The 21,285-nt window shown below is 31.3% G+C and carries 30 protein-coding genes; 26 read left to right on the forward strand and 4 right to left on the reverse strand.

All coding sequences use genetic code 11. From position 1 onward, the window contains the following. Positions 1–261: 261 nt before the first annotated feature. Together QZZ48_RS06785 and QZZ48_RS06790 are read right to left on the reverse strand one after the other, a co-directional pair. On the reverse strand, positions 262–1,077 hold the full coding sequence (locus QZZ48_RS06785; protein ID WP_294963496.1) for a ribonuclease H family protein: 816 nt from the start codon (positions 1,075–1,077) through the stop codon (positions 262–264). Between the two features lie 29 nt (positions 1,078–1,106). Continuing rightward, the gene (locus QZZ48_RS06790) at positions 1,107–1,586 is read right to left on the reverse strand and encodes a peptidylprolyl isomerase (protein ID WP_294963498.1); all 480 of its coding nucleotides are present in this window, start codon (positions 1,584–1,586) and stop codon (positions 1,107–1,109) included. Between the two features lie 113 nt (positions 1,587–1,699). Here QZZ48_RS06790 and QZZ48_RS06795 point away from each other — a divergent pair, with 113 nt between their 5' ends. Further along, entirely contained in the window at positions 1,700–2,023 is a 324-nt protein-coding gene (locus QZZ48_RS06795; protein WP_294963501.1) for a hypothetical protein, read from the forward strand. Positions 2,024–2,042: 19 nt separating this feature from the next. Beyond that, positions 2,043–2,510: a DnaJ domain-containing protein gene (locus QZZ48_RS06800; RefSeq protein ID WP_294963504.1), complete on the forward strand. Its 468-nt coding sequence runs from the start codon at positions 2,043–2,045 to the stop codon at positions 2,508–2,510. A gap of 621 nt (positions 2,511–3,131) precedes the next feature. Here the strand turns inward: QZZ48_RS06800 and QZZ48_RS06805 are convergent. Together QZZ48_RS06805 and QZZ48_RS06810 are read right to left on the reverse strand one after the other, a co-directional pair. Beyond that, a complete protein-coding gene (locus tag QZZ48_RS06805) occupies positions 3,132–3,266 on the reverse strand; it encodes a hypothetical protein (protein WP_294963507.1) in 135 nt (44 codons plus the stop codon). 8 nt (positions 3,267–3,274) lie between these two features. After that, positions 3,275–3,427 (reverse strand): hypothetical protein, encoded by a 153-nt coding sequence (locus tag QZZ48_RS06810; protein WP_294963509.1) that lies wholly within the window; start codon positions 3,425–3,427, stop codon positions 3,275–3,277. A 395-nt stretch (positions 3,428–3,822) separates the two neighbouring features. Between QZZ48_RS06810 and QZZ48_RS06815 the strand changes: the two genes are divergently transcribed. The 24 genes from QZZ48_RS06815 to QZZ48_RS06930 all read left to right on the forward strand — a co-directional run bounded on the left by QZZ48_RS06815 (position 3,823) and on the right by QZZ48_RS06930 (position 21,163). Further along, positions 3,823–4,026: a hypothetical protein gene (locus QZZ48_RS06815; RefSeq protein WP_294963512.1), complete on the forward strand. Its 204-nt coding sequence runs from the start codon at positions 3,823–3,825 to the stop codon at positions 4,024–4,026. 45 nt (positions 4,027–4,071) lie between these two features. Then, the gene (locus QZZ48_RS06820) at positions 4,072–4,536 is read left to right on the forward strand and encodes an AarF/UbiB family protein (protein WP_294963514.1); all 465 of its coding nucleotides are present in this window, start codon (positions 4,072–4,074) and stop codon (positions 4,534–4,536) included. 26 nt (positions 4,537–4,562) lie between these two features. Beyond that, on the forward strand, positions 4,563–4,838 hold the full coding sequence (locus QZZ48_RS06825; RefSeq protein WP_294963517.1) for an AarF/UbiB family protein: 276 nt from the start codon (positions 4,563–4,565) through the stop codon (positions 4,836–4,838). Beyond that, entirely contained in the window at positions 4,822–5,214 is a 393-nt protein-coding gene (locus QZZ48_RS06830; RefSeq protein ID WP_294963520.1) for a hypothetical protein, read from the forward strand. Before QZZ48_RS06825 ends, QZZ48_RS06830 begins: the two co-directional genes overlap by 17 nt. A gap of 6 nt (positions 5,215–5,220) precedes the next feature. Further along, a complete protein-coding gene (locus QZZ48_RS06835; RefSeq protein WP_294963523.1) occupies positions 5,221–5,403 on the forward strand; it encodes a hypothetical protein in 183 nt (60 codons plus the stop codon). Beyond that, positions 5,385–5,540, forward strand: coding sequence for a hypothetical protein (locus tag QZZ48_RS06840; protein WP_294963526.1), 156 nt, complete (start codon positions 5,385–5,387; stop codon positions 5,538–5,540). The genes QZZ48_RS06835 and QZZ48_RS06840 overlap by 19 nt, the downstream gene beginning before the upstream one ends. A gap of 62 nt (positions 5,541–5,602) precedes the next feature. Beyond that, positions 5,603–7,069 (forward strand): tRNA uracil 4-sulfurtransferase ThiI, encoded by a 1,467-nt coding sequence (thiI, locus tag QZZ48_RS06845; RefSeq protein ID WP_294963528.1) that lies wholly within the window; start codon positions 5,603–5,605, stop codon positions 7,067–7,069. A gap of 46 nt (positions 7,070–7,115) precedes the next feature. Then, positions 7,116–7,433 carry a hypothetical protein gene (locus QZZ48_RS06850; protein WP_294963533.1) on the forward strand — a complete coding sequence of 106 codons (318 nt, stop codon included), beginning with the start codon at positions 7,116–7,118 and terminating at the stop codon, positions 7,431–7,433. Continuing rightward, on the forward strand, positions 7,434–8,282 hold the full coding sequence (locus tag QZZ48_RS06855) for a L,D-transpeptidase (RefSeq protein WP_294963536.1): 849 nt from the start codon (positions 7,434–7,436) through the stop codon (positions 8,280–8,282). It abuts the gene before it with no gap. Positions 8,283–8,299: 17 nt separating this feature from the next. After that, positions 8,300–9,613, forward strand: a complete 1,314-nt coding sequence (locus QZZ48_RS06860; protein WP_294963539.1) for an MATE family efflux transporter — start codon at positions 8,300–8,302, stop codon at positions 9,611–9,613. A 108-nt stretch (positions 9,614–9,721) separates the two neighbouring features. Further along, the gene (locus QZZ48_RS06865; RefSeq protein WP_294963541.1) at positions 9,722–10,066 is read left to right on the forward strand and encodes a YkvA family protein; all 345 of its coding nucleotides are present in this window, start codon (positions 9,722–9,724) and stop codon (positions 10,064–10,066) included. Positions 10,067–10,111: 45 nt separating this feature from the next. Further along, positions 10,112–10,435 carry a hypothetical protein gene (locus tag QZZ48_RS06870; RefSeq protein WP_294963542.1) on the forward strand — a complete coding sequence of 108 codons (324 nt, stop codon included), beginning with the start codon at positions 10,112–10,114 and terminating at the stop codon, positions 10,433–10,435. Next, on the forward strand, positions 10,432–11,121 hold the full coding sequence (locus tag QZZ48_RS06875; RefSeq protein WP_294963544.1) for a DUF2202 domain-containing protein: 690 nt from the start codon (positions 10,432–10,434) through the stop codon (positions 11,119–11,121). Before QZZ48_RS06870 ends, QZZ48_RS06875 begins: the two co-directional genes overlap by 4 nt. Further along, positions 11,118–11,363: a hypothetical protein gene (locus QZZ48_RS06880; protein WP_294963546.1), complete on the forward strand. Its 246-nt coding sequence runs from the start codon at positions 11,118–11,120 to the stop codon at positions 11,361–11,363. Before QZZ48_RS06875 ends, QZZ48_RS06880 begins: the two co-directional genes overlap by 4 nt. Next, entirely contained in the window at positions 11,350–11,718 is a 369-nt protein-coding gene (locus tag QZZ48_RS06885; RefSeq protein WP_294963548.1) for a hypothetical protein, read from the forward strand. The genes QZZ48_RS06880 and QZZ48_RS06885 overlap by 14 nt, the downstream gene beginning before the upstream one ends. After that, entirely contained in the window at positions 11,711–12,028 is a 318-nt protein-coding gene (locus QZZ48_RS06890; protein WP_294963550.1) for a YtxH domain-containing protein, read from the forward strand. The genes QZZ48_RS06885 and QZZ48_RS06890 overlap by 8 nt, the downstream gene beginning before the upstream one ends. Next, positions 12,028–14,094: a heavy metal translocating P-type ATPase gene (locus tag QZZ48_RS06895; protein ID WP_294963553.1), complete on the forward strand. Its 2,067-nt coding sequence runs from the start codon at positions 12,028–12,030 to the stop codon at positions 14,092–14,094. The genes QZZ48_RS06890 and QZZ48_RS06895 overlap by 1 nt, the downstream gene beginning before the upstream one ends. Before the next feature lie 97 nt (positions 14,095–14,191). After that, the gene (locus QZZ48_RS06900) at positions 14,192–14,845 is read left to right on the forward strand and encodes a helicase-related protein (RefSeq protein WP_294963555.1); all 654 of its coding nucleotides are present in this window, start codon (positions 14,192–14,194) and stop codon (positions 14,843–14,845) included. Positions 14,846–14,921: 76 nt separating this feature from the next. Next, complete coding sequence (locus tag QZZ48_RS06905; protein ID WP_294963557.1) at positions 14,922–15,872, forward strand: response regulator; 951 nt, start codon at positions 14,922–14,924, stop codon at positions 15,870–15,872. A 103-nt stretch (positions 15,873–15,975) separates the two neighbouring features. Then, entirely contained in the window at positions 15,976–17,049 is a 1,074-nt protein-coding gene (locus tag QZZ48_RS06910; protein ID WP_294963560.1) for an ADP-ribosylglycohydrolase family protein, read from the forward strand. 59 nt (positions 17,050–17,108) lie between these two features. After that, positions 17,109–17,747: a helicase-related protein gene (locus QZZ48_RS06915; protein WP_294963561.1), complete on the forward strand. Its 639-nt coding sequence runs from the start codon at positions 17,109–17,111 to the stop codon at positions 17,745–17,747. After that, positions 17,747–19,360, forward strand: a complete 1,614-nt coding sequence (locus QZZ48_RS06920) for a YcaO-like family protein (protein ID WP_294963564.1) — start codon at positions 17,747–17,749, stop codon at positions 19,358–19,360. Before QZZ48_RS06915 ends, QZZ48_RS06920 begins: the two co-directional genes overlap by 1 nt. Then, the gene (locus QZZ48_RS06925) at positions 19,354–20,553 is read left to right on the forward strand and encodes a class I SAM-dependent rRNA methyltransferase (RefSeq protein ID WP_294963566.1); all 1,200 of its coding nucleotides are present in this window, start codon (positions 19,354–19,356) and stop codon (positions 20,551–20,553) included. Before QZZ48_RS06920 ends, QZZ48_RS06925 begins: the two co-directional genes overlap by 7 nt. Before the next feature lie 85 nt (positions 20,554–20,638). Next, entirely contained in the window at positions 20,639–21,163 is a 525-nt protein-coding gene (locus QZZ48_RS06930; protein ID WP_294963568.1) for a response regulator, read from the forward strand. Positions 21,164–21,285 lie beyond the last annotated feature (122 nt).

Consider the following 21,285-nt stretch of genomic DNA (forward strand, 5'->3'; position numbering starts at 1 on the left):
ACTAAAAACTTTATATATTCTTTTAATCTGCTAAATATTATTATAAAAGACGTTAAGATGTGTATTTGCGTTGTATATTGATACAGACAGTAGTGTTTAATTATTATTTGTAAAAGATGCAAAAGAGAGATAATAAATATAAAATTTATTCTGAATGGCTTTGTGGAATAAAGCCTATACTAGATATTAATACAAAATATAATGTGATATAAAATTAGTATAGGCTTAGATGAAGATGAAATAAGATTAAAAATTCAGAACTTATCCTGCTCTCATTTTCAAAATATCTGAAATAACTATCTCTTTGTCATATTTGACAAAAGATTCGCTTTTTTCTTGAATGGTATACATTGTCATTCTATCGGCTAACTCATTTCCTTCAAAACCAGCATGAGCTTTTATATGAGAAAGTATTACATCTTTTTTAATAGAGTTATATAGATGGTATGCGAGTTTGATAATTTCTAAATTTTTAATCTCTCCACCTTTTTTTGTCCACCCTTTTTTCTCCCAGGATATAGCCCATGTTTTTATACAGTTTATGGAGTACATTGAGTCGCATTTTATCTCAACTGTATTTCCATTTTGGGCTTCTTTTTGAGCGATTAAAAGGGACTGATAAAGTGCTCCTAGTTCAGCTGTGTTGTTTGTACCCATCACTTCATAGAGTCCATACCAAAGTTGAGATAGTTTATCATTTCTATAAACAGCAACTCCAGAACCAGCTTTGCCTGGATTAGGGGTACAACCACCATCGCAATATATGGTAACATCACCAATAGTACAAAGAGGAGTTTGAACCTTATTATCAGATAATAACTTTACTTCCTTCTCATCTTTTCGGAATTTTTGCAAGGCTTTATAGTTAGAAATAATCTTTTTTTGAACTTCTTTGCTCTCAACACCACTTAGTAAAACAAATAGTTCTGCACTTGCATCTGAGAGTTGTTTATTAATGGACAAGGTTCTCCACTCAGACATTTCATCATCTTTAATGTCAAGTAAGACAAGCTGAGAGTCATTAATATCGCCCTCTTTTACACCTAAGTCTAATAATTTTTCCGTAACTATTTGCATGTTTTTCCTTGTGTCATAACTCTTTGTTCTTAGTCTAGGTGTTGAATTCCGTGCTCTATAATTTTATTGATTGCTTCTTCTTCTAGTTCTTGAATTTTTGTTATAACACCTTCAAAAGTAAGTGTTTTTCCAGCAAGAGGATGATTTCCATCAAGGGTAGCATGATCAGATTGAATATTTGTAACTGTAAATATTACAACTTCATCTGGAGACTCATCAGTACTTCCATCAAGTTCTAAACCTACATAAACATCCTTAGGAAGATCACTAAGTCCTTCTTTAACTATAAGTTCTTCATCATACTCGCCAAAAGCTTCTTGCGGAGAAAATGTTGCTTTAAAAGTATCATCAACTTTTTTGCCATCTAGAGCATTTTCAAATTCTTCAAATATATGTCCATATCCTCCATGAAGATAGATTAGTTCTTCTTCATTTGGATTTAGATGCTGATCTTGTTCATCATGGAGTTTATAGTTGAGATACACAAGTCTATTTTTAGCTATTTGCATAATATATTCCTTCTTTTTTATCGGATTATAGCACAAGATTTTCAAGTAGCTTTCTAACAGTATTTAATCTCTTTTTTGATAAAATCTATTTTAGATTAGGTGAAGGTAAATATTTGGAAGAATTACAAGAAATATTAAAAGAATTTGAACGAACATTACATGATAAACTCCATGCTGATAAAAGTGGAGCATTGAATGATGTAAAAAACTTCCATTCTTTAGATGACTTTGTCTGCTTATTAGAAGAGTCAGAAAATGACTTTAACGATTGTATTGAAGAAATGAATAATATTGAAGACTATAATTTAGACGAGTATCAAGGTTTAGCTGGGACGGCTAAGAGTAAGTTTCAAACTGAGCTTACAAATTTAATAGATACATTAGACTTTTTTGATTTAGAAGAAAAAGCTAAATCATTAGCTATAAAAGTAAAATGAAATATAAGGTAATACAACAATGAGAAAAATTATTGGCTTTGGGCTTATTGCACTAGGCATATTTGTAGAATTAACATGGTTAGGTATTTGTTTTGGAAGTGTTATTATTGGTATATTACTTTTAATATTTGCACCAAGAATACTATTTTTTCCATTTAATTTCTTTTTAATACTTGGAATAGTGACCATGAATGGTAAAAACTATAAGTACTATAGTAAATATAAACAGCAAGGTTATAACCAACATAACTATTCTAATACACAATCATCCATTAGTGATTTAGATAGATACTACGAGATACTAGAATCATCAAAAAACGACCAATTTGACACTATTAAAAAGAATTACAGAAGACTTATTAAAGAGTATCATTATGATTCTATCGCTAGTAAAGGCTTACCAGAAGATATGCTAAAGTATTCAGAAGAGAAAACTAAAGAGTTAAACGAAGCGTATGGAGCTATTAAAAAACTAAACAGAAGTTAACAAAAAACCAGATTGTTAGTATTTCTTAGATATAAAATGAACTCTAAAAGGTTTATATATGAAGATAGCTGTTTCAGGGTGTTTATTAGAAAAGAAAATTGTTTTGATAGATGGCATAAACACGATGCCTTTGTCATGGATGAGTTAAGCTCTTACACCGAGTATATTTCATTTTGTCCTTAAAACTGGCGATAATCTCACAAACAAACTACTCGATAAATCAAATCATGAACTCAAAGTTATAGAACACCAAAATATTAGAGCTATTATTTTTAAATCAAAAGCACCTACCTGTGAATTGAGACTTATCTACTTTTTCTTATAATTGACAAGGTAATAATCTACTAAATTCAGCTTCAAACTTTTATTAAGACCTCTGTGTAAACTAATCATATTTTTTATGTGAAAAAAGACTCTTCCTTCAAGTGCATTTCTTGTATTTGAAATAGATAATTTTTATAGTTTTATATGTAAATAGGTAAAGAAGATTCGTTCTTAAACTTCTATACGCAGCTCTAATTCTTGGATGAATATAATGGAGTTCACCAGTAGTTTAGGATACATTTTTTTTCGGTTGTCAAAGTTAATCTTGAAACTATTTTCTTAAGATCTTTACTCGCTTCAAGTTTTTGTTTCATTGTAATATATCGTTGTAGAATCTTTTTTTAAGGGAAGTGGAATATCTTTAAAAGCCTTATTTAAGCCTTTTTTAGCATCTAAAGTTGTACTCTGGATGATATATCCAAGTTCAATCAACTCTTCTTTTAAATACTTGTAGTCTTTGATAGTTTCACTTTAGACTTTACATCCTTAAAAACTAAAGTACCAAGTTTGTCTTTTCTCTTGCCATGAAAAGTAGCATCACAAACTAAATTAACTGCTCTTAGAATATGTGCTTTATCATCTCTTTGCTTCATTATCCAAGGTATTGATTTAGCATATTTAGATGATAGTTGTTTGAGAGTTTGTCGATATAAAAAGTACTCTTCGAAGATGATTTTTTATAGTTGCTTTAGTCGTCTTTTAGAACTAAAGGAAGTCATGCAGTCTTTGCAAAAATATCTTTTTACTCCTCTTCTTATAGCCTTGGAAATAACATTTTTAGATTGACAATTTATACATATTTTAGAGTTTTTTTACATCCATTTGTAAATAAGCCTTTGTTTACTCCCAATATAACATAGTTTTAGAGGTATTTTAAGCACCCATATTTTTAATTAAAGCAATATTACAAGGATAAAAAATGTTAAAAGATTTATTATATACAGGTATTGGTGCAGCAGTTATTTTAAAATAAAAAGTTGAAGCAGAAGTGAAAAAGTTAGAAAAAGATGGAAAACTTAAAACTACAGATGCTAAAAGCTTTTTAGAATCCATCGAAGACAAGGGCAAGCTTGAAGAAGAGAAGTTTAAAGCACAACTAAAGTCAACTCTTAAAGAAGTCTTAGATGAACTAGGTGAACTAGGTGTTGCTACTAAAGAAGACTTACAAAAACTCAAAGAGGATTTAAAATAGACTCATACCTTCAAAAACTAAAATACTACTCTCCTCTTAGAGTCTATGGAGTTTTTACTTACTATTTTTCTACTTATAAAAAAGAAAAAAAGCTTTTTTGGCTTTAAGCCATTATCACCTACTAAACTAAAAAATGTAGTTGTATCTTTAGGAGCTAGTTTTATAAAACTAGCACAAGTCTTAGCAACTCGTTCAGATTTTTTTGACAAAGAGTACCTAGATGAGCTCAAAGAGTTACACAACTCTTTACCTCCTATGAGTGCAAATCATTTTAATGAGGTCTATAACAGAGCCTTTACAAAAAATAGTTTTAAAAGCTTTGAGACAACTCCCATAGCATCTGCGTCTATTGGTCAAGTACATATTGCATACACGCATGAAAATGAAAAAGTAGCAGTAAAACTTCGCCGTAGTAATATCTACTCACAAGTTATGGCATACATAAAAATTATCAATAGTTTCAATATTCTTTTTAAACCTCTTTTTTCACACTATACAAAAACTCCATAGAAGCTGTAATCTGCGAGTTTTCTAAGATGATAAAAGAAGAAGTTAGTCTTACTCAAGAGTTAAACAATCTTATAAAATTCTCTTCTGTTTACAAAGATGCAGGAGTAAGATTTCCTATACCTTTTACTTCATTATGTAGTGATGATGCTATTGTTATGAGTTACGAAGAAGGTTTTAGATTTGATGACAAAGAGGCTATATTTAAACATAATATTGATTTTAAAAACATCATAGCAATACTCGTAGACTTCTATACAACTCAGATGCTAATCAATGGATATTTTCATGCAGACCCTAGGTGAGTTAATTCTTCTTGATTTTGGAATGGTTAAGTCTGTACCAAACAACTCTAGAGTAGCGATTATCGAACTAATTAAAGCAGCAAACGAGCAAGACTATGAAGGATATATTGCAGCCAATAAAAAGCTTGGAACTATTGCCTATGAAGCTCCAACTGCTGAACTTGCAGAATTTACTTCTAAAATGTTTGAAATATTTTCTAATGATAATCTCGATAGCGAGTCTATGCAACAACTTGCCTTTGATGTACTAGAATCAACAAAGAACCTACCTTTTAAACTTCCAAGTGATGCAATCTACATCTTACGCGTGAGTGCAATTATAGAGGGTTTAGGAACTACTTATATAGAAAATTTCAATGGTGTTAAAGATATTTAACCAATTTTGCAAAAAAATATTCCCAAAGCATTAGGTGCCAAAGATAGTATTTTAGAAACTCTAATAGATGAGATAAAAGATATACCTTTTATTGCAAAAGACTTTAAGTCTGCTGTTAAAAAAATAGCTTCTGATGAACTACAAGTAGAACTATCTAGCAATCAACTTGAGTGGATAAAAAAGATTTAAAAAGAGAAGTAAAGTCTTATGCTATCTCTTTTATATTTATACTCGGAGCCTTTTTCACTCTCTTTTATGACAGAGACTATAAAGATATAGCTGTTGGCTTATTTGTATTTGGTGTAGCAAGAATTTTTTACAAATAAAATAAACAAATAATCCTCATCTGCTATGTTATAATTGCATCTATATTATACAAGGCTATATCGTGCAAAAACCATCAGCAAAAACACAAAAGTTCATCCTAAAATTTTTCCCTGAGATTATGATTAAAGGTCCTTCAGCAAAAAGACAAATGGTTGGACAACTCTACGCAAACTTAATAACTTTACTAGAACGTATTGACACAGATATAAATGTAAGAAAGTTTTCTGACAAGATAGAAATTTTAACACCTATTGGCTTTCTTCCTGAAGTAAGAATAGTTCTTTTAAATACTCCAGGTATTGAGCAAATATTAGAAGTTTTACAGTTTGACAATATGGATAGCCTTGAAAAGATTAAGCACAAAGTTGGTGAGATAGTAACTCCTGAATTAAAAGGTAAAACTTTTTCTGTTAGAGCAAAACGTACAGGCACACACAGTTTTCAATCTACTGAACTAGAGAGAACTGTAGGTGGCTACTTACTAGCACATACAGAGGCTAAAAATGTTGACCTTCACAATCCAGAAGTAACTGTTAAGATGGAACTCATAGAGAGTCAGCTAAATATAATCACTACAAAATACAAAGGTTTAAGCGGTTTTCCTATTGGAACACAAGGCGATATCTTATCTTTGATGTCTGGTGGATTTGACTCGACTGTTGCATCTTACTTGACTATGAAAAGAGGGATTAAGACTCACTTTGTATTTTTTAACCTTGGTGGAATGGCACATGAAATTGGAGTTAAGCAAGTAGCATATTACTTATGGTCTAAGTTTGGTGCTTCTCATAGAGTTAAGTTTATATCTGTACCTTTTGATGATGTTCTTACTGAAATCTTTCGCTCTACTGCACCAACATATATGGGAGTTACACTTAAACGTCTTATGATTATGGCATCTGAGAAGATTGCTGATGAACTTGAGATAGATGCACTTCTAACGGGAGAGAGTGTTGCACAAGTATCATCTCAAACACTAAGAAATCTTGCGATAATTGATGAAGTAAGCAATAAACTGATACTTCGCCCTCTTTCAACTATGAACAAACCAGAAATCATGTCTATAGCTGGTGATATAGGAACAAGACACTTTGCTGAAAATATGCCAGAATATTGTGGTGTGATTTCACAAAACCCAATTATTTATGGTTCATTTAAGCGTATGGAAAAAGAAGCTAGAAAGTTTAACTATGAAGTACTCGATAAAGCAGTAGCAGATGCTGGACATATCTATGTAGATGAAGTTATAGACGATGTTAATAACCTAGCTCCAATAGAGGTAATCACTGATTTAAATACAGGTGAGTATGTTGTTATAGATATCCGTGGTAAAGCTGAGTGTATAGAGACATCATGTGAATGTATCAAAATTCCATTTCATAAACTAAAAACTGAGTTTGATAAACTTCCACAAGATAAAGAGTACCTACTCTACTGTGAAAAAGGTATCATGAGTCAGCTTCACGCACAATATATGAGAGATGATAAAAATACTAAAAATGTTAGGGTTTACAGACCTTTAGTATAACACTATAGATGCAGATGTAAGAGATAAAATATTTACAAGGTTATAAATGAGCCAAAAAATTATAGATACGCTAAAAGAAAGTTACACAAGAGATTTAAGAAAACAAGTTGTTAAATCTGTACTTAAAAATGAAAAGACTAATGATAAAGAAGATTTAAAATCTTCTTACAATATACTCAACCAAATTTTTTCATATATCATGAGTGAGTTAAACTGGAATATCTCAAGTAGTACAAACAGTTGGGATGACTCACCACTTAAAATCATGACAGAGGTATTTCCTCGTATTGAAACAACACAATGGTATAAAAATCAAGAACTAAGCGTTACAAAGAGTATAAACTTAGAAAGTGATTTTAGTTAAATGCGTATATTTTTTAGATTATCTATATTTTTTATACTTTTATCATCACTTTTACAAGCTTCATCATTAAATGTAGTAAAAATACAGAATGATTTTTACTACTCTGTTATTATAAAACCTCTATATGCCAAGTATCATAAAAAATCTCTTGTTGATAAGGCTTTAAAACAAAGAAGAAATAAGTTTCGCATCTATAACAGCTACTGGAAAAGAGCAAAAAAAGAACTTTTCAAAAAGAGTAAGCACCTAACCTCTTCTCAGTTTTTGACTTTGGTTGACCTATCTAAACAAGTAATACTAGTTGTCTTATGGGATAATGAAGCAAAAAACTTTTACCCAGTTGGTTATGATTTTGTCTCTACAGGAAATATAAATAGAGAAAAAGATGTAAAAAGAGGTGAAGACCATTACTTTAAAACACCTGCTGGATTTTTTAATATAAAAAGTGGTTGGCGTTCTGATGGAAAAGTATATTCAGATAATTTCACAAAACCTTATGGTAAAAAAGACAGTTATGTTTTTTACTTTGGCGAACAAAAAGGTATTCGATATAACACATTTGATAAAAATAAGACTAAAATTAAAGACCCAAAAAAATGGCAACTTATTAGTGATAAACTAAAGTTAGCAATGCATGCTCATATAAGTACAGCTCCTTTAGGAACTCCTCAATCTCATGGTTGTGTACGTATAAGCAGTGAATTGAATGCTTACCTAGACAATAATTTAGTCTTTTTCAAACATCTATATGATGGAAAAAAATGGACACATTCATATAAAAAACCGCCAATTAAACCTAAAAACTATGAACTAGCAGGTGAATATATGCTCGTCTTAAATAAAATATAAATGCAAGGAAAACCTTAATGCATATAGACCTTACTCAAGGTGTCATCAAAGAGCATATTGTAAAGCTTGCAGTACCTGCTGTAGTTGGATACTTCTTTCACACAATGTTTAATGTAACAGATACAATTTTTGCTGGAATGATATCTACTCAAGCTCTTGCCGCACTATCTTTATCCGGTGCTATATTTTTTATGGTTTTAGCCATAGGTATTGGTATGAGTGAAGCAGTAACTTCACTAGTTGGAAATTCTTTTGGTAAAAAAGATATAAAAAAAGCTGAACAAATTGTTCTAAACTCTTTAGTATTTGCGGTAATTTTATCTATATTTTTAATAATGATAGGATTATTTGGTGTTCCTTACCTAGTAGATGCACTTGGAGACCCATCATATGTTGCTGAAACATATGAGTACATAAACCCAATCTTGTTTGGTGCTTTTTTATTTATATTGGCTTTTTTTTTAAATGCCATATTAAATGCAACTGGAGATACAAAATCATTTAGAAATATCTTAATCTTTACTGCCATTTTAAATGTCTTTTTAGACTACTTATTTATAAAGATATTTCACCTCGGAGTAAGTGCTATTGCTTATGCCACTCTTATCTCTGAGGCTATTACAGTTATATACCTCTTTTATAAAGTTAGAAGAACAAAACTATGGTGTGGTTTTCATGAGTTAAAGCTAAATATAGACATAATGAAAGAGCTTTTAAAACAAGGTTTTCCACCAAGTATAAATATGTTTATGATGGCATTTGGTATTTATATCATCACCTACTTTGTAGCACCATTTGGTAAAGAGGCAGTTGGAGCATTTGGTATAGGAATGAGAATAGAGCAAATTTTTCTTATGCCTGTAGTTGGAATAAACATCGCGATTCTTTCAATAATCTCTCAAAATAATGGAGCCAAGACTTTTAGTCGTATTCCAGAAACTGTAAAACTTGCAATTACTTATGGATGGGTTATGTCTACCTTAGGCGTGACTTCATTTTTTGTATTGGGAGAATTTTTTGCTTCATTTATGACATCTGATCCTTTAGTTATACAACAGACTTCACTATACCTTCGGGTAGCTGGTCTTGCATCTTATGCCTTTGTAGTAATTTTTGTCTATATAGGTATGCTACAAGGTATCGCTAAACCTGCTGTAATCTTCCCAATAAGCGTATATAGACAAGTCATCGCTCCTATAATCGTATTTACTGCATTGGCATATTTTGAATTTGGGATAATTGCTATGTGGATAGCTCTAGACTTGATTATCTTTAGTTCAGCCTTATATTTATGGTGGTATGGAGAGAAGAAACTAAAACTTCTTTATTAATCATTTTTACCAGCATCTTTAGCTTTTTATATACTGATAATTAGTATCATTATACTTTAAGGTTTAAAACTGTATCATTTTGTATAAATTATGATAAAGGCAATCATTATGAGTACGAACCCTCCAAACGTAGAAAAAATCTCAGAACTTTCTCATACATACAATGCTCAACAAACTGCTGCTGCCATGCCAAGTTATCAAAAAAAATCTTGGTTTAGTGATTTTAAACTTCTTTATGAAATGATAAGTGAGAAAAAATTCCAACTTCAATCAACTACAATGCTTAGTGTTGGAGGGGCCCTTGCTTACGTTGTACTTCCTACAGATGTAGTTCCTGATTTTATTCCACTTATGGGATGGGTTGATGATGCACTTGTTTTAAAGATTGTGATGGATTCTGCTAAAGGTGAAATCAACCGTTTTCGTCAGTTTAAGGTAAATGGTATTTTATAATAGTCTGAATAATGTTATAATATTTATACAAAGAAAAGGAAATTAATGATTACAACCGAGGATATTATAAAAATATCATCCTATTTTACAAAGATTCATCATACCCCTGGCAGATTACGAGTTAAGATTGACAAATCAATTTTAAACGAAGTTGAAAATGTTTCACTTAATGATGTTACATTTTTGCCAAAGCAAATAGAAGGGTTAAAAGAGGTTAAAGTCAATAAGATAATGGCAACAGCCACTATACTTTACGATACTTCAATATTCTCTGCATCTATTTGGAACGATTTAATAGATGCTAAAAACTTAGATGAAAATACAAAAATTTTAAACAAACTGCAATCACAAATCAAGGAGGAAAAATGAACCAAGATGAGAATCAGTTACTCTCACAAACAGTAGATTTAAATGCAAATGTTGTAGAACAAGTTCTTCGAATAGCATGTTATGACGAGTATAAAGCAAATACTTACTACAAAAAAGTCATAGAAGCTTATGGTGCTATTATGCCATTTAGTAATATTGTTCAAGCAGAAGTTCGTCACTACACAGCAATAGAAAACTTATGTAAAAAGTATGGTGTTTTACCACCTGAAAATGACTGGTATGAAAAAATTCAAATATCCTCTACTCTATCTGGATGTTGTCAAGATGCAGTAGACGCTGAAAATGCGAATATACAGATGTATGAAAAACTATTACCATATGTCATGCAAGATGATATTAGAGATGTATTTTACAGAGAACAAGCTGCATCTTATAACAATCACCTACCTGCATTTATGAAATGTACACAGGGCTTACAGACACAAACTACTCCAGACCAAGAACATAGTGAACAACACCATGATAGATACAACATGGTTCAAGGCTTGATGAGTGGTGATTTAGATACAGCTAAACTTACTCAAACACTTTCCTCATTAGCAAGTAGAGATATGATGTTAGGAATGGCAGCAGGTGCAGCATTAGCGGCAACACTAAGTTCGGATGCTTCAAAAGATCTATTTAGTAAACTATATAACAACCAAGAACAAAAGGACAATTCATGATTCCAATTCCATTTTTAATAGGCGCAGCAATAGGTGCAGGTGTTACTCTTTTCTTAAAAAGAAGTGATAAAGCTCAATCAATAGTAGGTACGATTTCAGATGGCGTAAAAAGTGGAGCTGGAGCTGTAAGTGGTGCAGCAACAACTACTGTAGATACAGTTAAATCAACTGTTGAGACAATTAAAGAAAAAACTGCTGATAAGAAAGCTGCAAGAAAAAAGATAGCAAATGATGATGCCTAGTAATATTAACTTTAACTTAGATACTGGTACGCAAAGACATATTCTTGGTCATGCAATCAGTGGTGCAATAGCTGTTGGTGTAGTTTCTAGTGTAAACAATGCAAAAAAAGTAAAAGAAGAAAAGCTTCAAAAAAAAGAAGCAATTAGAAATACTATAAAAGATTCTATTATTGGTGGTGTTGCTACGGCTACAGCCATATCTGTTACAAATAACATAGGTAACCCAAATAAATCACTTTTTCAAGCTCTTGGCTCTTTAGCTATTGGACTAGGTGCTATTTATACTATAGAAAAAAGTGCAGCTATTCAAAATGAAAAGCTTTTAATTAAAGAGAACAAGGAAGAAAATGAATAGTCACAACAATGATAATAATTTTAAACAAGCTACACTAAGTAATAATCCATATATTAACAACAATAAATCAGATACTGGTTCTAACTTTATGAATCAAAACATCCCTAAAACAGGTTTTAGTGCTGCAGAAATTTTAACAGGTGCTTTAATTGGTGCAGCAGCTACTTATATACTAACTAATGAAAATGTTCAAAAAACAATCTTTAAAGGTATGGTATCTATGGGTGATGTTATTAGTGGCGGTATTGATGAAATGAAAGAACGTTTTGAAGATGCCAAAGCTGAACACGAAGCAGCAAAAGAAGCGTAATGATTGGTTTTAATTTAGTACACAAACTACCAAATCGTTTACGATATAAACTTTTTGATATATCTTCTAAAAATGATCTTAGGATTTTAGTAGAAAATATACAAAACTGCGAAGGTGTTAAAAGTGCTAGAGTAAATATCAATGCAAAAAGCTTGATAGTAGAAGTTCAATCCTCAGATATTCAATCTAAGATAGAAAATATCATAACTGAATTTGAAACTACTATTTGTGATTCTAAGTGTCGCTATGAACAAGGTGATTCAGAAGTATCTAAACATGGAATTATAACTATGGCTAGTGTTACAGGAGCAGGTTTTGTTTTACCAAAGAAAGTTAACGCACCCCTGAGCATGATGGCAAATACACCTATGCTTATATCAGGGGTTAAAGACCTATATAAAAATGGTGTAACATCTCATGTACTCGAATCACTAGCTGTAGGAGTTTCTCTTTGGAGAAAAGATTACACTGCCGCAAACTTTACAAATCTTCTACTTGAAGCAGGAGAGTATATAGAAGAGAGTACTTCTGATAAATCTGACTCCCTACTTCGTGAATTAATACGTCCAAATATAGATGAAGTTTGGGTTGAGCGTAATGGAGTTGAGCAGAAAATAAGTTATGAGCTTGTAAAAGTAAGCGATATCGTAATCATTTCTACAGGAGATATGATAAGTGTAGATGGGCATATAGTAGATGGAAAAGCCCTTATCAATCAAGCTAGTATGACTGGAGAGAGTGTTTCTGTTACAAAGTCTTACGGTGATAGAGTAATTGCTGGAACTATTATCGAAGAAGGTCGTATCAAAATTTGGGCTGAAAATGTTGGAGATGATACTTCAACAGCAAAAGTCACAAAGTATATAGAAGAGTCTCTAAGTTCAAAGTCATCTTCTGCACTTAAGGCTACAAAACTTGCCGATAAACTTGTTCCATTAACTCTTGGTCTTAGTACATTTGCTTATCTCAAAACTGGTGATTGGGAAAGAGTTGCAGCAGTTTTACAAGCGGATTATTCATGTGCACTAAAACTCGCTACTCCTGTTGCATTTAAAAGCTCTCTTCATAAATCCGCTAAAAATGGAATAATGATTAAAAATGCTCAAACATTAGAAAACCTAAGTGAAGTCGATACTGTAATCTTTGATAAAACAGGAACACTTACACAGGGTGAACTTTATGTATCTGAAGTTATTTCATTTGATAAAGAGTGGGATAAAACTAAAATCTTATCACTCGCTGCTTCAACAGAAGAGCATTACTTTCATCCTGTAGCAGAAGCAGTTGTTAAAGCAGCTAATGAACAATCTTTTGAACATGTACATCATGATGAAGTAGAGTTTATTGTTGCACATGGAATAACAACTCAGGTAGCTGGTAAAAAAGTTCATATAGGTTCTCAACACTTTTTACAAGATGATGAGGGAATAGACTTTGATGGGCATATACCTATAATACAAAAACATGAAGAAGATGGAAAAACTATTTTGTGTATTGGTTATGACTATAAGCTTCTTGGTATGATTACAATGATAGACACCGTTCGTCATAATACAAAAAAAACTATAGATAGACTTCATGAGCTAGGTATTAAAGAGACTATAATGCTTACAGGTGATAATAAGCGAAAAGCAAATGAAGTTGCTAATGAGATTGGAATAGACAGGGTTTACTCTGAACTTCTTCCTACACAAAAAGCAGATATAGTTAAAGACTTAGTAGCTAATGGTAAAAAAGTTGTTTTTGTAGGTGATGGAATCAATGACGCACCTGCTTTAATTGAGGCAAATGTTGGAATCAGTATGAGTAAGGGTGCACAAATTGCTAAGGCTTCAGCAGATATATCTTTAATTAAAGATGATATTGAGTGTGTTGCAGATGCAGTTGAACTATCACAAAATACAATGAAGTTGATAAAATCAAACTTTAACATAACAGTGGCTGCAAATAGTGCTATCCTTGCTGCAGCGACAATGGGATATATCAAACCTATATCTACAGCAGTTTTACATAATGGAACTACAGTAGGAATCCTTCTAAACTCTATTAAGGGTGTTAAAATATAATCTCTTATCTCTTTAGCAGGAGAGAGATTATTTATTTAAGTAAAAAAGAATAAAACCTTCAGCTATAATTCGTCTAAATTTCCAAGGGAACTATCATATGTATGAAAAAATCAAAAAACCTAGTGTAAAAAAGTATTTCGACAATGTGAGTGTAGGTAAACGAACAAAACAAGTAGTTTATTTTTCACAACAACACGATAAGAATGCTATGTTTGAACAACTTACAAAAGAGAGTGACTCTAAGCAAACAGTAGTACTTGTTAAAAGTAAAAAGAATGCAGACTCACTAAGTGCTTACCTTAAAACTAAAGACATTAAAGCTGTTTCAATACATGGTAATCATAGAGTTGCACAGATAGAAGATGCAGCTAAAGCTTTTAATGCATCTGAGTTAAGTGTTCTTATAACTACTGATATGATTTTAAAATCTCTTGAATTACAAAACATTCAACTTATTGTTAATTATGACTTACCTACTCAATTTGAAGAGTACTTTGTACGTTTAGCTTATGTAGATGAGGTTGGAGAGTCTATCTTACTCGTAAATGCTGAGGAAGAAAGTACTTTACAAATTATAGAAATGAAGATGAAAATGGAGATTGAACAAGGAGAGCTAGAAGGCTTTGTAGATACCCAACTTGATCCAAAAAATATTCAGACAAAAAAAGACAAAAAGAAAAAACCACGTCACCGTAAAAAGAAGAAAAAAATAGACCCTTCAAAAGAAGAAGAAACTACTCAAAGCGAGTAAATAATACTCTATAAATATCTTAATTTCTCTTAAAGTTTAATCTAATATACTTGTTTTACACACAAAGGATAGATAAATGCAAGAGAGAAACTTAGATGCTAATGATATAGAGTATTCTAAATATACTATCCATATAGTTGATGACAGTCCCCTTGTAATAACCTCCCTTGAAAATATTTTAAAACCAAAAAAATACATAATCAACTCTTCATCAAATGGTAAAGAAGCTCTTGAAGCTATTTCTCATAAAAAACCTGATCTAATTATTTTAGATATTGAGATGCCTGTAATGAATGGCTATGAGACTATACAAAAGCTCAAAGAGAATAAAAAAACGAAAAATATTCCAGTAATCTTTCTTACAGCCCTTAGCAAGCCTGATATTATCAAAAAGATATTTAATCTTGGAGCTTCTGACTATATCACTAAACCATTTGTAGTTGAAGAGATGCTCTCTAGAATAGAAAAAGAGATAAAAAACATAATGTTGCAAACACTCTTAAAAGAGAAAATGTCTAAACTTGCTGAGTTACTATATGTTGATCCTCTTACTAAAGCTTCAAATAAGATGCATATGACATTCCTTATAAAATCAAAACTGCAAAAGATACAAAATGGACAAAACAAGTCATTTACTCTGATGTATTTGGATATTGATGATTTTAATAATTTTATCAGAGTCAATGGAATAGATTCTAATGACTCTGCTATTAAAAAAATTGCAATGATTATTAAACGCTCAATTAGTGATAAAGATATAGTTGCACATTGGCATGGAGATAAATTCATGATATGTTTTTATAAAATTTCAAAAGAAAAAATAGATGTAATTGCAAAAGATATAAGAGATAAAATATCTAAAACACTTTTTAACTCTAGCGCTCATCTTACATCTTCAATATGTATAGCACAAATATCTAAATGTGAAAATATAGCAACACTTATTGATAGAATTGAAAATAGTATGAAAGATTCAAAAGTTACTAATAGAAGTTCAATAGTCAAAATTATGGACTTTGCTGTTTAATTAACTCTTCTTAAATATTTCTAAGCAAAAAAACATTTTAAAGCACATAAGTAGCATTAAATATTCCCTTGATACAATTGCTTAAAATAACAGGAATATAATTATGAATATTATTACAAAAGAAGAAAAAATCAGAGGTGCTTTTTTTGGTGCTATTGTTGCAGACGCTCTTTGTTTAGGTAGTCATTATGAATATGACGCAAAAAAAATATATCAAGCTTATGGTCAAAAACCTATTGAGAAATTTATGTCACCTGGAGAAATGATGGGTGGTCAAACACATGGCATTGGCTGGGGAGAGAGAAACTATCATCCTGGGAAAAAAGCTGGTGGAACTACTGACTATGGCGATTATAATATTTTAGTATTAGAATACCTTACATCTATTGCTGATACTCAAAGAGCTTTTAATGTTATAAATATACTTCCGCACTGGATGAACAGACTTGAAAATAATTGGGGTTCTTGGATATGCACAATGACAAAAGAGACCTACTCTCAAGTAAAACAAGGAGTAGCAGTTGAGTATTTAGGTGGGATATCTAATGCAATGGCAATTCGTCATGTTGCGGCACATGCTTATTATGATACTGAGCGTGAAATTATAGATGTAGCAAGAAAAAGTATGTTTACACATAAAGATATTCATGCTCTTGGTGGTGGAGAGTTTTTTGCCAGAGTTACGCATAGAGTAATAAATGGTTTAAGTCCATTAGATGCCATACAGATGGTAGCAGTAGATATGGGTGGTTTTTTCAGTGAAAAGGTTTTTCAAGCTATTGCAAAAGTAAAAGAAGCAACAAATGAAAACTCAGCACTTTATCATGAGCAGTTTGCTGATGACTTAGCAATAACAAGTATGGCAAGACTATGGGACGTTGGTCGCTCAGAACCTATAAAAGTAGGAAAAGCTAGTCCAACTGAGGGAACACTGCCTGGTGCTGTATACTTCATACTAAAGTATGCAAACGAAGAAGATGGACTAAAAAAAGCACTTCAAGCAAATGCTATGGTTGGTGGAGACAATGCTTCAAGAGGTATAGCTGTTGGAATGGTTCTTGGTGCATACAAGGGTGTAGATGCTATCCCAAATGAGTTGAAAGAGACACTTAATCAGTGGGATTATTGTGAGGTAATGTTAAATACACTTCCTTTACTCAAACAATCATACATCTAAAACCATCCTTTTATGTCTGCTTAGCTATAATTTTATCAAATATTCAAGGAATCAATTATATGTCTGAGCAAGCTAAAAAAACTAACAAAAAAAAGTACTATGACAACATCAGTGTAGGGGCAAGAACTAAACAAGTAGTTCACCTATCGACAAAGCAAGACAAGGCCTCTATGTTTGCACAGTTTATTAAAAATAGCGAGACTAAACAAACAGTAGTCATTGCAAGAAGCAAACTCTCAGCTAATCAATTGAGTCAGTACCTTGAAGCTCATGATATAAAAGCTGTGATAGTTCATGGTAATCATAGACTAGCACAACTTTATGAAGCTGCTCAAGCTTTTAATAGCTCTAAAATAAATATGATCATTACTACTGACATGATTTTCAAATCACTTGAGCTTAAAAAAATACAAGTTATGATTAACTATGAACTTCCAACACATGAAGATGATTATTTTATGCGTCTTCGTTATGTAGATGAAATAGGAAAATCTATCTCTTTTGTTACTCAAGAAGAAGAGACTACACTTCAAAATATTGAAATAATGATGAAGATGGAAATACCTCAAGAGAGTGTTGAAAACTTTGTAGTTTCAGATATTAGCAAAGATATTAAATCTACTAAAGATAAGAAAAAGAAACCACGTCATCGTAAAGTAAAATCAAAATCAAAAAAATCAGAACAAGAAAGTAACTAATGAACCTTTTATCAAAAAATGCACCTCTAGAAGAATCTATATTAAAAATGAAATCAGTCTTAGCAGATGTAGGTTGTGAGACAGTGTTTTCACAACAAAAAAATCCATTAGAGAATTGCTACTCTGTAAACCTTGCTTCTGTTGAAGCACCAAGACATATATACTCAAATGGAAAAGGGATTCTCTCAGATGCTTCTGTAGCAAGTGCTATGGGCGAGTATATTGAGCGTCTACAGACAAATAACTTTTTTATAGACTTTCATCTTCCAAATAGAAAGTACTATCCAGATGAAATTGCTTTTGAGTTTGGTGGAGACTACTTAAATGATGAACTAAGAGAAGTATACAATCCAGATAAACAGATAAGTGATGATGACTTAGTTGACTTTAACAGTGATTATGAAGATAAGGTTGTCGCACTTCCCTTTGTAAAACAGTCAACTAAAGAAACAGTATATTTACCAATAAATATATTAAGTAACCTCTATGTAAGTAATGGTTTAGCAACAGGAAACACTCCACTTGAAGCTCAAGTTCAATCCTTAAGTGAAATCTTTGAACGTTACGCAAAAATAGAAATAATTAAAAAGGGATACTCTCTTCCAATATTTCCACAAGAAATTTTAGAGTCATTCCCAAGAGTTTACAAAGATGTAGTATCTCTTAGAGAGTTAGGTTACATTGTTGAAGTACTAGATGCTTCTCTTGGTGGGAAATTTCCTGTTACTGCCATCTCACTTATCAACCCAGAGAATTCTACTCTTTTTGTATCTTTTGGAGCACATCCAATTTTAGAAGTATCTCTAGAGAGAACTATGACAGAACTTATGCAAGGACGTTCTTTAGATAATCTAGATGCGTTTGAGATTCCTACTTTTGATATGAGTTTAGTTGCAGATAGTTTCAATCTTGAATCTCATTTTATAGACTCAAACGGAAAACTAGGATTTGGATTTTTAAGCTCTAAAAAATCTTTTGAATACTCTCCTTTTATTTATGATGGTAAAACTAGTGAGCAAGAGTATGATTCTCTTACTAGAATTTTAAAAGATATGAAAAAAGAGAATTATCTAAGAGAGTACAATTATCTTGGTTTTTATTCTTGTCAAATGATAGTTCCAAGTATCTCAGAAGTTTATCCTATAGAAGATTTGGTATATAACAATAAAAACAACGGTAAAGAAATCCGTAATATGGTTTTAAACTTCAAAGATTATGATCCTCAAGACATCTTAGTATGTATTGAATCTCTTGAAGATACACTAAACATGGAAAAATACATCGGTGTTATATTTGAAAATAATTTTACGATGAGAGAATTTAAAGCACAAATACTTCTTATGGCTAGTGAATATGATGAAGCTCTTGAACTACTTGAGTATGGAGAAAATAGACTTGCTCACATAATTGTAGAACTTGCACGTATGGAAGAGATGGAATTAGATTTTGCAGAGTATGAAGATGCAATGTATAATATTTTCACTAAAGAGATGGTTCAAAAAGCCTTAGCTATATTAGATGGTGATGAATTTATTATAGATGCAACTCTTCATAATGACTATCATAATATGTTAGCAATGTATGACCGCCTAGAGAATAAAAAAGTATGCTAAACGAGATAGACCTAAGTGTTAAACCTGAATTCGTAAATGACTACAGAGATGGATATCCATTAATATCAAAAGAGTCAGTTCTTGATTGGAGCCGTGTTACAGACGAAGGAAGCATAGTTAACCTTATAGACGCTAAGAATAAGTTCATAGCCAAAGGTTATTACGGCATCCAGAACAAAGGTTATGGTTGGGTTCTATCTTATGATGCAAAAGAAGTTATAGATGCTACTTACTTTACAAAAAAAATTAAATCTGCAATAGAGTACAGAGAATCTTTTTTTAAAGATGAAAACACTACAGCTTTTAGAGTTCTAAATGGTGAAGGTGATGGAGTCGGTGGTTTAACAATTGATTATTTTGATGGTTTTTATATGCTGACTTGGTACTCAATAGGAATATATGAGCTTAAAGAAGAGATTTTACAAGCTCTTAAATCATCAGTTGAGTATAAGGGAATTTATCAAAAAAAGAGATTTGATGGCAAAGGAAAGTATCTAGATGATGCAGATGATTTTGTTTGTGGACAAAGAGCCGAGTCTCCTATAATCGTTAAAGAAAATGGAGGCAATTTTGCTATTCATTTAGATGATGGTGCAATGGTCGGAGTTTTTTTAGATCAAAAAGATGTACGAAAAACAATCCGTGACACATATGCAAAAGGTAAAACTGTACTCAATACCTTTTCTTATACAGGCGCTTTCTCAGTTTTTGCAGCACTTGGTGGAGCAAAAAAAACTACCAGTGTTGATTTGGCTAAAAGAAGTTTAGTTAAGACGCAAGAGCAATTTAGTGTAAATAACATAGATGCCAATACTCAAGATATTATAGTTGAAGATGTTTTTAACTACTTTAAATATGCAGTAAGAAAAAAGTTTTTATTTGACTTGGTAGTTCTTGATCCTCCTAGTTTTGCAAGGTCTAAAAAACATACATTTAGTGCATCTAAAGACTATGTCAAACTTCTAAAAGAAGCTATACAAATAACAAATAAAAATGGCATTATTGTTGCATCTACAAATGCTGCAAACTTTAGTATGATGACCTTTAGTGACTTCGTATTTAAAGCATTTAAAGAGTTAAATGGAAAATATAAAGTAGAAAAAAGTTTCTCTTTGCCAAAAGACTTTAGAGTGATGGATAAGTTTAAAGAAGGAAATTACCTTAAAGTGATGATTATTAGAAAAATAAAATAGTTTTAAGGAAAATTGTTTTATATTGCTTATAATTAAATTAATTACTTATTATAAGTAATTGATAATTTTTGCAAAAAGGTAAAATATGAGTACTATGAACTTTGAACTTTTAATATCTAGATGCAAAGATTTAAATATACTATATGTAGAAGACAATGAAGAAGTACGCTTACAAACTACAAAAATGTTAAGTATTTATTATAAACATATAACACAAGCCATCGATGGAAAAGATGGATTGCAAAAGTTTAAAAATAATAAATTCGATGCAATTTTTACTGATATAAATATGTCTGTAATGGATGGTATTTCTATGATTAAAGAGATAAGAAAAGAAAACTCACATATTCCTATAGTTATTTTTTCTGCATACGATAATAAAGAATACTTTTTACAAACTATTGAGTGTGGTATAGATGGATATATCTTAAAACCATTTAAATTTGAAGAGATTAAAAAAGTGGTTGCAAAAGTAGTTTCAAAATTAGTTGATTTAGAAAAACTAGACAAAAAAATAATACTAATAAATAATTACTATTGGGATAAGTTTGAAAAAGTTCTTTATAAAAAAGATGAAGAGTATAATGGTTCCCTTTTTCAAGACCAGTAAAACAAGTTTTCTTATTTCACCTCTTTATGGAATGTCCCCTATAAACTAGACAAACTTTAATTCAGTAATTTAGATAGAATAATACAAATGTGTTATGAGATTTAATAGGATTAAAAATGGCA

Origin of the sequence: Sulfurimonas sp. (genome assembly GCF_016744025.1) — a bacterium.
Lineage (GTDB): Bacteria > Campylobacterota > Campylobacteria > Campylobacterales > Sulfurimonadaceae > Sulfurimonas.